Source organism: Synechococcus sp. RedBA-s (genome assembly GCF_024345495.1).
Classification (GTDB): domain Bacteria; phylum Cyanobacteriota; class Cyanobacteriia; order PCC-6307; family Cyanobiaceae; genus Regnicoccus_A.
The window spans coordinates 59,291-70,606 of sequence record NZ_JAGQBF010000003.1 but is presented as its reverse complement, the minus strand read 5'-3'; the positions used below and the strand labels follow the sequence as shown (position 1 = coordinate 70,606).

The window sequence follows — 11,316 nt, the reverse complement described above, 5'->3', positions numbered from 1 at the left end:
GTCAGCGGGAGAAAACCCACCAGGTGAGCATCGGCACGATGGTGCCCACCGCCAGCAGCACGATCACCCACTGGAAGCCGTTGCTATTGGCGGTCTCCTCGCGGGTGGGAATATTGGTCACGACGGGGGCGGCCGTTTCTTGCAGGGGAGGCCCAGGATCCTCGCCGCCGTGGAGCACCGTGCTCAGACGATCAAGAGCATCGAGGGAGGCCTGGCGGTAGCGCATGCCGAGCCGCAGCGGAACGGCCATGGTGCTGTCGGCGGTGTCGTGCAGCAGAGAAGCGGGCAGTTGCTCCAGCAGATCGGGGCTGGCCACCACCGCAGCGGTGTTGGTCTGGGCGTCGATCAACACCAGCAGTTCGGAGTCGTCGCTGGGCTCAGCGCTCGACCAGGCCTCCAGTTCCTGCTGGCCCAGGGCTTCGAGTTCCAGGCCGTAGTCGAGCCGGGGAACCGTCAGCAGCCTGGCCTGGACGTGATCGCTCTCCAGGTCGGCCAGGCGGTGCTCCAGCTCCGCCGAGGTGGAGCGGCTGAACAGGTCGGCCGTGTCGATCAGATGCTGGGAGGCCGGCGGTATGGGCAGGTCACGCACTCCCACGGCCCAGGCGACGGGAGCAGCGGCCAGAAGGGGGATCACCAGGGCAGTGAGCACGGCCAGCAATCGGTTCAGCAGACGCACAGGCGGCGGGGAATGGGTCGTTGCTCCACAGTTTGCCCTCAGCTGGCCAGGCTGTCGCGGTTCAGGCCCTAATCGGCGCAAGAATCTGACCAGCCTGGCCACGCCAGGCCTCCAGGAGGCCGTGGGCCTTCGGGCGGCTGGAATCCGTGTCAGCGTTCACCCTGACGTTCCGTCCTGCCGTGTCAACCATCCCCACCCCGGCCCGTTTCACCCTGGCGGCAGGGGTGCTGGGCCTGGGGCTCTGCCTGCTCAATCAGCTCACCGCCGCGGAGCTGAACCCGGCCTTGGAGCGCGCCGGGGTGCTCGCCAGCCTGATGGCGGTGGGCCTGATGCTGGTGGCCGTGCTCTGGTCCCGGGCAGTACCGCTGGCGCCCGAGCGAGTGGAGCTGCAGGGAGAGCAGGGGTTGAAGCTGGAGCCCAAGATGGCCGAAGAGCTCGCGCTGGAGCTGGCCTGGGGCAGTCGGTTGTTGCTCACCGCCACCCCGGCCGCCAGCCTGCTGATCCACTGGAGGGGCACAACCCTGTTGCGGCGGGGGCTGCTGGGGACCAGCCCATTCGAGCCAGGGGAGATCTGCCGGCGGGCCAGCAGCACCGCCCGGGCTATCTCCCTGGTGAACCTCAAGCTTTACCCAGGTCGCGACGAGTTTCGCTGCCTGCCTGAGGGCACCCCGGCGGTGTTGGTGCAGCCCCTCGGCGGCGAGGGCTGGCTCCTGGCCGGCGGCTGGTCGCCGCGCTGCTTCAGCCGCAGCGATGAGATCTGGATCGAGGGCTGGGCGGAGAAACTCAGAATGTCACTGGAGCAGGCTGACGGCGTTCCTTGGAGGGAGGAGGAACCTTCAGCTCCGAGAACACCCGTCCCCCCGGGGTCGTGAACTCAGCCAGACCCTTGGCTCCCACCTTGCCGACCAGCCGTTCGCTGCGGGTGATCTGCTGGTTCTGATCCCGCTCCAGCTGAACCCCCCCAAGGGCTTCGATTTCTTGGCGGCCCCAGTTCCAGCGGCATTCCCTGGCCTGCAGCCGTTCGCCGGGCTGGCGCAGGCGGCAACCGTTGGGAATGATCGCCATCGTGTCGCCCAGGATCATGCGCAGGGAGTCACCGGCCACGTGCGTCTGATCAGCCACGCCGGTGAAGGGCAGGTCCGTGCTGAGCACCTTCTCCTTGGCGTTCCAGCGGGTGCGCTGGGCCTCAAGCACCGCCTTGCGTGAGGGATCCACGAAACGCACCGGCGCCAGCAGGTCCAACACCTCCTCACGGGTGTTTCCCTCCAGCGATGAACCCGTGACGGTCTGGACGTTGCCCTTCTCTCCGGCAGGTCGCCGCTCCCCTTTCACCGGCCCCGCGGCCACCAGGGCACCGGTGTTGGCCATCCAGTCGGCGCGACTCACGCGCAGATCCAGTTCCGGCTGCTGCAGGCGCGTGGGGCCGCGCAACTCCAGCTTCTCCTTGTCGAGCAGGAAGCGGGCCGTGGACGAACTCAGGCGGCTCTTCCGTTCCGTGAACACGGGCTTACGGTCGATCTCCATCAGATGCTTGCTTGGCGTCCAGCGCACCCGGTCGCCGCTGATCAGCGAGCCCCTGGGACCGAGCAACTGGATAAGCACCTTGCCCTCCAGCTGAATCACCTCGCCATCATTGATCACCAGGCCACTGGTGGCCTGCACCTTGTACCGGGGCTTGCCGGCGGCGTAGATCACCCCGCGCGGTTCGGTGGCGCGGGCCACCCGGCGCTGCAGGTCGTACCGGGCCTGGGGGCTGGTGAGCTCCCAGGCCGGCCGGCCTTTGCCATCCTGCTGGCGCAGGTTGAGCGAACGGAACACGAAGGGTTGGGGGTCCTTGGGTTTGGGCGGCTTGCGATCACAGCCCACCAGCACCACCAGCGCCATGCCGAAGATCAGGGCACTGGGCAGCACAGTCCTTAGAAGCACAGTCCTCACAGCGGGCCGTCCAGGTCCAGGCGGGCCATCACCGGCTCCGGCTCCGGCAGCGGCGTGCCTGCCACCAACGATCCCCAGGTCAGGCGCTGCTGCCAGGGGACCTGCTCGCCATCGGAACCGCTCTGCCCCCCAGCCACGACACCACTGGGGGCCAGGGGCTGATTGAGCTGAAGCAGCATGCGGGCGGAGAGATCGGGAACGATCGGGGCCAGCAGCAACGCCACCTGCCTGGCGGCCTCCAGCACCGCGTAAAGGTCGTCGGCCACCTGCTGCCGCTGACCCTCCTGCTTCATCCGGCTCCAGGGAGCCTGGTCGTTAAGGAAGCCATTGGCGCTGATGGCGAGCTGCAGGGCGGCGGCGGCGGCCTGGCGGAAATCCAGCCGCTCCAAGCCTTCAATGACCTGCTCGCGGGCCAGGAGGGCCGCCTGTGCCAGCGGATGGCTGCTACCCACGGCCTCACTGGGAGCGGGAACCGCCTGATCGAACCAGCGCCGGGCCATCGAGGAGGTGCGGTTGAGCAGGTTGCCGATCGTGTTGGCCAGGTCGTTGTTGACCAGGTCGCTGAAGCGCTGCTGCTGCACATCACCATCGTCGCCGAAGGGGATATCGCGCAGCAGGTACCAGCGAACGGCATCGGGGCCGCAGCGCTCCAGCAGCTCGCCGGGATCGAGCACGTTGCCAAGGGATTTGCCCATCTTCTGTCCCTCTCGGGTGAGGAAGCCATGGCCGAACACCCGCCCCGGCAACTCCAGCCCTGCGGAGAGCAGCATGGCCGGCCAGTAGACGGCATGAAAGCGCAGGATGTCCTTGCCGATCACGTGGATGCTCGCCGGCCAGCCCCGCTGGCTCAGCAGATCCAGATCAGGGGGATCACCAGACTCCAGCAGGGCCGTGAGGTAACCGAGCAGCGCGTCGAACCACACATAGAAGGTGTGACCCTGATGGCCGGGAACGGGGATCCCCCAGGGCAGGTCCAGCCGGGAGATCGAGAAGTCGCGCAGCCCCTGGGCCACAAAGTTCTCCACCTCGCGGCGACGGCTGACGGGGGCAATGAAACCGGGGCGTTGGATCAGCTCCTCGATCGCCTGCTGGTAGCGGGAGAGCCGAAAGAAGAGATTGAGCTCGTCGCGCCATTCCAGCGGCCGCTGGTGGGTGCTGCACTCGGGCGTTCGGGCCTCGGGGGGATCGTCCTTGAATTCCTCGCAGGCCACGCAGTACCAGCCACGCTGGCGCCCCTCCACCACATCGCCGGCCGCTTCCACCCGCCGGTAGAACTGCTCCACCAACAGGCGGTGGCGGGGGTCGGTGGTGCGAATGAAGCGGTCGTTGCTGATCTGCCAGCGCTGCCAGAGGGCCCTGTACTGATCGCTCACCTGATCGCAGTGGGCCTGCGGGGTGAGCCCGGCCGCCTCGGCGGTGCGCTGGATCTTGAGACCGTGCTCATCGCAGCCGGTGATGAACAGCACCTGCTGGCCCATCAGCCGCTGGAAACGGGCCAGGGCATCACAGGCCAGCGTGGTGTAGGCGCTGCCGAGATGCGGCTTGTCGTTGACGTAATAGAGAGGAGTGGTGAGGGTGTAGGTCATCGGCGTTGGTGAAGGGCCCGCTGCGCCGCCAGAGCGGCCCTGCGCCGGGGCCGGATCCTACCGAGCGCCTCTGCGCAGCCAGTCACGCCGGCCTTGGGCCCCACGGATCGGCACAATCGAGCACCCGGTTTCACCCCTGTGGTTAGCGGTCCGATGCGAGCGAGAGACGATCAGGCCGCCGTGGTGGTCTGGGGTGGTGGCAGCGGCGGGGTGGCCGCCGCACTGCAGGCCGCCCGCGGCGGTGCCGACACCCTGCTGCTGACGCCGGGACCCTGGCTGGGGGGCATGGTGAGTGCGGCGGGGGTCTGCGCGCCGGACGGCAACGAACTCAGCCCCTGGCAGAGCGGGATCTGGGGAGCACTGCTGCGGGCCCTGCAGCGGCGGGAACCCGAAGGCCTTGACCACAACTGGGTGAGCTGCTTCGGCTGGCGGCCCGCCAGCGCCGAGCGGGTGCTGCGCAGCTGGGTGGCCGCTGAGCCCCGGCTGCGCTGGTGGAGCGGCTGCCGGCTGCATCAGCTGGAGCGCACCGGCTCACGGCTCACGGCGCTGGTGCTGGAGCACCGCGCTGAACTGGTGCGGCTGGCCCTGCAGATGGCCATCGACGGCAGCGATCGCGGCGATCTGCTGCCCTTGGCCCAGATCCCCTTCCGTTTCGGCTGGGAGGCCAGCGACGACTGGGCTGAGCCCAGCGCCCCCAGTCGCCAGCGGCTGCAGAGCGAACCGTTCTTCCAGCGCCAGCCCCTGCAATCCCCCACCTGGGTGGTGCTGGCCCGGGAATCGGAGGGTCCCTGCCCGCAGGGGAGCCCAGTGGCCACTCCGTTCGAGCGGGCCACCGAGACCTTTGGCCTGCAGCGCACCCTCAGCTACGGCCGCTTACCCGGTGGTTTGGTGATGCTCAACTGGCCCCTGCATGGCAACGACTGGCACGACGGCCTGGAGCGGGCCTTCGGCGACGATCTCAGCGCCCAGGCGGAGCTGGAGCAAGCCATGCGGGAGCACAGCCTGGCGTTTCTCGCCGCCCTGCGGGAGGCCTCCGGCGGCTGGCTCCAGCCCGCCCAGGTGTTCCCCGAGGCCGGCCGTGCCGGCTCTGCGCTGGAGGGTCCCTCGTCGCTGGCCCTGATGCCCTACTGGCGCGAGGGGCGGCGGCTGGTGGGCCACAGCCTGGTGCTGGAGCAAGATCTGTTGCCCCTGATCCCAGCGGGCGCCAAGGGCGGCCCCGACGACGACGGGGCCTGGATCGGGCCGATCCCGCGCGACCGGCAGGGCCGCTGCAGCTCGATCGCGGTGGGCAACTACGCCAACGATCACCATTATCCCGGCGCCGACTGGCCCCTGGCCCCCAAGAGCTGCCGCTGGGGCGGGCGCTGGAGCGGCACGCCGTTCATGGTTCCCTATGGAGCGCTGGTGAGCGCCGATCTCGACAACCTGCTGGCGGCCGACAAGGCCATCAGCTGCAGTCACATGGCCAACGGCGCCACGCGGCTGCAGCCGCTGATCCTCAACATCGGCCAGGCCGCCGGGGCCGCGGCGGCCCTCTGCGTCACCACGGGCACAGCGCCGGCCGACCTCGACGTGCGGCTTCTGCAGGAGGCCCTGATCAGCGATGGAGCGGCCCCGGCCGGACCGATGCCCCTCTGGGACACCCCCTGGCACCACCCCCAGTGGCAGGAGCGCCAGCGCCGCGCCCTACAGGATCCCGAACTGCTTCAACCCAAGGGGAACCTTCGTGGCAGCGAAACCCCAAGCCCCTTCCAGGCACCGGCCGAACCCCATGAACAGGCCTTCGCCGGTACCCTGGTGCCCGATGGAGCCGGTGGCTACAGCCTTGAGGGGCCCACTCGCTCCTGGCCGTTGATCACCCTGGAGCCCGGCCTGCACCACTGGCTGCGGCAGCAGACGTCGCACCGGCCGCTGCGCCTGATCGGTGTGGCCAATCCTTGGGGTCCCTGGCTGCGGGTGTCGCGACTGGAGGGAGATTCGCTGCCGGCCTAGCGGGCGTCCAGGCGTAGCAGATCTGAGAGGGAATCCACCTGCTGGACCTGAACCGTGAGCGCATCCCCCGGCTGAGACGACTCCGGAGCGCGCACGGCCTGATCCATCGCCAGGGCCTCCAGGTGAACCAGCGCCAGTCGATCCTGCGGCCGCAACCAGCGCAGGAACACCGCCGCCCAACGCTCATCGCGGTGCTGCTCAAACCAGACCTGCTGCCAGTGGCGCTGATCCTCGCGGCTGATCTGGATGCCTTCGCGGATCACTGGATCCAGCTGCTCCAGCAGCTCAGCCATCTCGGAGGCCTCCAGGGGCTCGCCGCCGCCGAGGCTGGCGGCCAGTTGCCGCTGGGCCACCAGGTCGGCGTAACGGCGGATCGGGGAGGTGGCCTGCACGTAGGCCGGTAAACCCAGGCTGAAATGGGAGCTCACTGAGGCGCTGGTGCTGCCGCGGCTGAGGCAGCGGCGCAGGGCAGCGTGGCGCACGGGTCCTTCCGGAAGGGCCTCCAGCTCGCTCTGGGGCGGCAACTCGCTGGTCGGCTGGCCGCGGAATGGCATGGCCAGGCCTCGATCAGCGGCGTGGGAGGCCACCACCGAACCGGTGAGGATCATCGCTTCGGCCACCAGGGCACGTGCCGCCGAGGGATCGGTGATCTCCAGGGCGGCTTCATCGCCCTGGCGGCGGATCCGCCCTTCGCTCTGCTCCATCGAGAGAGCGCCGCGGGCATGACGCCAGCGGCGACGGCGATCCAGCAGATCCTGCAGCTGGGCCAGGTCGGGCTCCTCAGGCGGGGCCAGATCGATCAGGGCATCACCATCGCCGTAGGTGAGGCGGTAAGTGGGGCGGATCCAGCTACGCACGAGTTCATGGCGTTCCACGCTGCCGTCTGCGGCCAGCTCCACCGCACAGCTCCAGGCGGCGCAGCGCTGGCCCTGGCGCAGGCTGAACGGACCCACCGCCAGGGCCAGGGGGAACATCGGCACCACCCCGGAGGCCAGGTAGAGGCTGGAGCCCCGGCGGCGGGCCTCCAGATCGAGGGGGGAGCCGCTGGCCACCAGCCGCCCAGGATCGGCGATGTGAACCCAGAGGCGCAGACCTCCACCATCGAGGGGTTCGAGGGCCACGGCGTCATCGATCTCCTCGGTGTCGGCGTCATCGAGGGTGTAGCTGCGCAGGCCGGTGAGATCGCGGCGGCTCTCATCCCCTGGCAGCTCCTCTCCAGCCTGGGCCAGCAGCCGCTCGGCCTCCGCCAGCAGGGCCGGCTCGAAGCCCTGATCCCAGACGCTGCTGCGCAGCGACGGCAGGGCATGGGGCAGCCACTGGCCCAGGTCCACCAGCAGGCGGCGCACCGGGCCGGGTTCGGCTGCGCAGTGGGCCGCCTGCAGGCCCCGGCGCAGTTCCGGGTCGGTGATCTCCTCGATCTCGCCGGCGGCGAAAGCCAGCAGCTGCTGCAGGTGCCGGCTCTGGGCGGGATCAAGCTTCGCGGGATTGAGGGGGGTGCGTCGGCTCAGCAGGCCATACCAGTGCTGCAGCCGCCGCTCCTCCAGCACCTGCCGGTGGCGGTCGTGGCGCAGCTGGCGCAGATCCCGCAGGGAGCGGGGATGGACCCGGCCTTGGCGCCAGCGGAACAGGTGTTGTTCGCCCTGCTGCAGCCAGCACCAGCAGGCGGCCCTTGTGGCTGGAGCATCGGAGCCTGCCACCAGCTCGCTAAACTCCTCCAGACTCACACCCTCGTCAGGGGGATCTTCCACCAGCAGCAGCCAGGCCGCTCCCAGATCGCGGCGGCCGGGGGCGGCTGCCGCCAAGGCTGCAGGCACCAGCTGCCAGGGGGTCTGATCTAGGCGGTCCGGCGGCTCCTGAAGTCCTGGCAGGGACGCCAGGAGGTCGAGCTGCCGCATCGGCAGGGACTGGGAGCGGCCGTCCCAGCCTGCCTTGAGACGGGCACGGCTGCCTTGGATGGCCTCGATCAGGGCCAGTTCAGGCCCCTTCGAGCCGATCAGACCGACGAGATCACCCGGTTGCAACCGCCATGCTCCGCTGGGGCAGGGGAAACACCACTCAGCCTTCGGGATTCACGAAGGGCAGCAGCGCCACGATCCGGGCCCGCTTGACGGAGTTGGTGAGGTCGCGCTGCTGCTTGGCGGTGAGACCTGACAGACGACGGGGAAGGATCTTGCCGCGCTCGGTGATGAACTTCTTGAGCAGATCAACGTCCTTGTAGTCGATCGGATCACCGGGCTTGATCGGTGAGAGGCGCTTCTTGAAAAAGGAACTGGACATGGGTGAACGGGAACGGGCGGGGGAATGAAGGACGAGCTGCTTGGGTGTGCGCCCCTAGGGGGCGACCCCGGACCTCACTTGATCTCTTTGTGAGCCGTGCTCTTGTTGCAGTGAGGGCAGAACTTCTTCAGCTCCAGCCGTTCGGTGGTGTTGCGGCGGTTCTTCTGGGAGGTGTAACGAGACACCCCAGGAGAGCGCTTGGCGGGATTGGACCGGCATTCGGTGCACTCGAGAGTGATCACGATCCGGACGCCCTTGTTTTTGGCCATAGGAAGGACGTGCGCCGCTTGAAGCGAGGCGAAATGACAATCCGGCACTTTACCCTCCTGGCCTCCGCCATTCCGATCCTTAGGATCTGGGCCTTGATTGATGCAGGCGGATGCGGGTCTCGCTCCAGTGGTTGCGGGACCTGGTCTCCTGCGACGGGCCGGTTCAGGAGCTCGCCGAGCGCCTGTCCATCGCCGGGTTCGAGGTGGAAGCCATCGACGACCTCGCCAGCCAGGCCACAGGCGTGGTAGTGGGCTACGTGGAAGACCGGCAGCCCCATCCAGATGCTGACCGCCTGAGCGTCTGTCAGCTGAGGGTGACCGCGCCCGGCTCTTCCGAGCCGCTGCTGCAGGTGGTCTGCGGTGCCGCCAACGTGCGCGCCGGCATCCATGTGCCCGTGGCCCTGGTGGGCGCCCACCTGAGCGCCGTGGATCTGACGATCAAGGCCAGCGAACTGCGAGGCGTGGCCAGCAGCGGCATGATCTGCTCCCTCAAGGAACTGGGGCTGACGGGCAACTCCGACGGCATCGCCGTGCTCGATGAGCTGCTGGAGGTGGTGCCGGCCGTGGGCACCCCGGTGGCGGCGGCCCTTGGCCTCGACGATCAGGTGCTGGAGCTGGCGATCACCGCCAACCGCCCCGATGGCCTCTCGATGCTGGGCATCGCCCGGGAAGTGGCGGCCCTCACCGGCGGCCGGCTCAGCCTGCCCCCCGCCGCACCCGTGATCTCCGCCGAGCCGCTGCCGGTGGATCAGGCGAGCGCCGCAGCGATCGAAGCCGGCGGCCTGTTCAGCCTCACCGCCCTGAGCGGCGTGCGGGTGGAGCCCTCGCCGGCCTGGTTGCAGCGCCGTCTGGAGCGGGCCGGCCTGCGGCCGATCAACACCGTGGTCGACATCACCAATCTGGTGATGCTGGAAACAGGTCAGCCCCTGCATGCCTTCGACCAGGGCCGGCTGGAGCTGCTGGGGGGCGGAGCGGCCGACCCGGCGGCCCTGGGCCTGCGCCCCGCCCGGGCGGCTGAGGCCTTTTCTGGCCTCGATGGCTCCAGCCATGAGCTGGGACCCGAAGCGCTGGTGGTGACCTATGCCGATCAAGCGATCGCCCTGGCCGGTGTGATCGGCGGCGCCAACTCGGCGGTGCAGGCCGACACCACAGCCCTCTGGCTGGAGGCCGCGATGTTCAGCGCTGAAGCCGTGCGCCGCAGTGCCCGCAGCGTCGGCCTGCGCACCGATGCCAGCGCCCGCTTCGAGAAGGGTCTGCCCCGTGAGGTCACCCTGGCGGCCGCCGATCGGGCGGTGCAACTGCTGCAGGAGCTGGCGGGCGGCCAGGTGCAGGGCCGCTGGCTGCATCAGCGCCCCCAGCTGCCGGTGGAACCACTGCACCTGCGCCGCGATGCCCTGCACAACCTGCTGGGCCCGGTGCTGGTGGACGGCCACGAGGGCGACCTGGCCGACGAACGCATTGAGCAGACCCTCACGGCCCTCGGCTGCAGCCTGCGCTCCGACGCCGATGCCGAAGGCTGGTTGGTGACGGTGCCCCCTTCCCGCTCGATGGACCTCACCCGGGAGGTGGATCTGATCGAGGAAGTGGCCCGGCTGGTGGGTTACGACCACTTCGCCAGCCACCTGCCCGACCCGATCGAGCCCGGCGGGCTCGAACCCGGCCAGCAGGCGGAGCGCTGGTTGCGGCAGGCGCTCTGCCACGCCGGCCTGCAGGAAACCTGCGCCTTCTCCCTGGTACCTGCCCAGGGCCTGATGGAGCACGCCCCGCGGCTGGGGCTCACCAATCCCCTGCTCACCGACTACGGACACCTGCGCAACAGCCTGCTCGATGAACTGCTGCTGGCCTCCCGGCGCAACCTGCAGGCCTCGATGCCGGGCTTCTGGGCCTTCGAGATCGGCCGCGTCTTTCAGAGCGAAGGGGACAGCCTGAGCGAGCGCAGCGAGCTGGCAGGGGTGATCTGCGGCGAGCGCCGCTCGGAGCTCTGGAGCAGCGTCGGCAAGGGGCGCAACCTCGACTACTTCGAAGCCCGCGGTGTGCTGCAGCGGGCCCTGGCGGCCCTGAAGATCCCCTGCGAGGACCGGCCCATCACGGACCATCCCCTGCTCCACCCGGGCCGAGCCGCCGAGCTGGTGGTGGAGGGCCGGCTGGCGGGCTGGTTCGGCCAGTTGCATCCGCAGCGGGCCGAAGCCCTTGACCTGCCGGAGGCCACCCACCTGTTCCAGCTGGCCCTGGGGCCGCTGCTGGATGCCGCCACCCGGCGCAACCGCTGGCAGCCGGCCTTCGCCCCCTACGCCACCGTGCCGGCCTCCGAGCGCGACCTGGCCCTGGTGGTGCCCGATGCCGTCAGCGCCGCCCAGCTGCTGAGCGCCATCCGCAAGGCCGGCAAACCGTTGCTGGAATCGGCGGAACTGATCGACCGCTACGTGGGCAGCCAGGTGGAGGCCGGCCATGCCAGCCAGGCCTTCCGCCTGCGCTATCGCGATGCCCGCCGCACCCTCACCGAAGCGGAGGTGGAGCAGGCCCACACAAAGATTGTGGGCGCCCTGCAGAAGCAGTTCGGCGCCGCCAGACGCTCCTAGGG

9 protein-coding genes are annotated in these 11,316 nt (G+C 69.3%); 3 read left to right on the top strand and 6 right to left on the bottom strand.

Translation table 11 applies throughout. The features are described from left to right. Window position 1: 1 nt before the first annotated feature. Window positions 2-676 carry a photosystem II repair protein Psb32 gene (gene psb32 / locus KBY67_RS01855; RefSeq protein ID WP_255108064.1) on the bottom strand — a complete coding sequence of 225 codons (675 nt, stop codon included), beginning with the start codon at window positions 674-676 and terminating at the stop codon, window positions 2-4. Window positions 677-855: 179 nt separating this feature from the next. Between psb32 and KBY67_RS01850 the strand changes: the two genes are divergently transcribed. Further along, window positions 856-1,548: a cofactor assembly of complex C subunit B gene (locus tag KBY67_RS01850; protein ID WP_315855538.1), complete on the top strand. Its 693-nt coding sequence runs from the start codon at window positions 856-858 to the stop codon at window positions 1,546-1,548. On the opposite strand, the gene lptC is transcribed toward KBY67_RS01850, so the two are convergent. Continuing rightward, window positions 1,460-2,611: an LPS export ABC transporter periplasmic protein LptC gene (gene lptC / locus KBY67_RS01845; RefSeq protein WP_255108059.1), complete on the bottom strand. Its 1,152-nt coding sequence runs from the start codon at window positions 2,609-2,611 to the stop codon at window positions 1,460-1,462. The two genes, KBY67_RS01850 and lptC, sit on opposite strands and share 89 nt — an antisense overlap. After that, window positions 2,608-4,197 carry a methionine--tRNA ligase gene (locus KBY67_RS01840; protein ID WP_255108056.1) on the bottom strand — a complete coding sequence of 530 codons (1,590 nt, stop codon included), beginning with the start codon at window positions 4,195-4,197 and terminating at the stop codon, window positions 2,608-2,610. The genes lptC and KBY67_RS01840 overlap by 4 nt, the downstream gene beginning before the upstream one ends. Before the next feature lie 153 nt (window positions 4,198-4,350). Here KBY67_RS01840 and KBY67_RS01835 point away from each other — a divergent pair, with 153 nt between their 5' ends. Beyond that, the gene (locus KBY67_RS01835; RefSeq protein WP_255108054.1) at window positions 4,351-6,189 is read left to right on the top strand and encodes an FAD-dependent oxidoreductase; all 1,839 of its coding nucleotides are present in this window, start codon (window positions 4,351-4,353) and stop codon (window positions 6,187-6,189) included. Here KBY67_RS01835 and KBY67_RS01830 read toward each other — a convergent pair. From KBY67_RS01830 to rpmG, 3 genes are all read right to left on the bottom strand, one after another. Beyond that, on the bottom strand, window positions 6,186-8,210 hold the full coding sequence (locus tag KBY67_RS01830; RefSeq protein WP_255108052.1) for a ribonuclease catalytic domain-containing protein: 2,025 nt from the start codon (window positions 8,208-8,210) through the stop codon (window positions 6,186-6,188). The two genes, KBY67_RS01835 and KBY67_RS01830, sit on opposite strands and share 4 nt — an antisense overlap. A gap of 34 nt (window positions 8,211-8,244) precedes the next feature. Next, window positions 8,245-8,466 carry a 30S ribosomal protein S18 gene (rpsR, locus tag KBY67_RS01825; RefSeq protein WP_094553902.1) on the bottom strand — a complete coding sequence of 74 codons (222 nt, stop codon included), beginning with the start codon at window positions 8,464-8,466 and terminating at the stop codon, window positions 8,245-8,247. A 74-nt stretch (window positions 8,467-8,540) separates the two neighbouring features. Continuing rightward, entirely contained in the window at window positions 8,541-8,735 is a 195-nt protein-coding gene (gene rpmG, locus KBY67_RS01820; protein WP_255108049.1) for a 50S ribosomal protein L33, read from the bottom strand. A 110-nt stretch (window positions 8,736-8,845) separates the two neighbouring features. Between rpmG and pheT the strand changes: the two genes are divergently transcribed. Beyond that, on the top strand, window positions 8,846-11,314 hold the full coding sequence (gene pheT, locus KBY67_RS01815) for a phenylalanine--tRNA ligase subunit beta (protein ID WP_255108047.1): 2,469 nt from the start codon (window positions 8,846-8,848) through the stop codon (window positions 11,312-11,314). The last annotated feature ends 2 nt before the right edge of the window (window positions 11,315-11,316 follow it).

Excerpts from the sequence above, each read along its gene's own strand:
- KBY67_RS01840 (WP_255108056.1), bottom strand. The coding sequence starts at position 4,197 with ATGACCTACACCCTCACCACTCCTCTCTATTACGTCAACGACAAGCCG.
- KBY67_RS01835 (WP_255108054.1), top strand. The coding sequence starts at position 4,351 with ATGCGAGCGAGAGACGATCAGGCCGCCGTGGTGGTCTGGGGTGGTGGC.
- rpsR (WP_094553902.1), bottom strand. The coding sequence starts at position 8,466 with ATGTCCAGTTCCTTTTTCAAGAAGCGCCTCTCACCGATCAAGCCCGGT.
- rpmG (WP_255108049.1), bottom strand. The coding sequence starts at position 8,735 with ATGGCCAAAAACAAGGGCGTCCGGATCGTGATCACTCTCGAGTGCACC.
- pheT (WP_255108047.1), top strand. The coding sequence starts at position 8,846 with ATGCGGGTCTCGCTCCAGTGGTTGCGGGACCTGGTCTCCTGCGACGGG.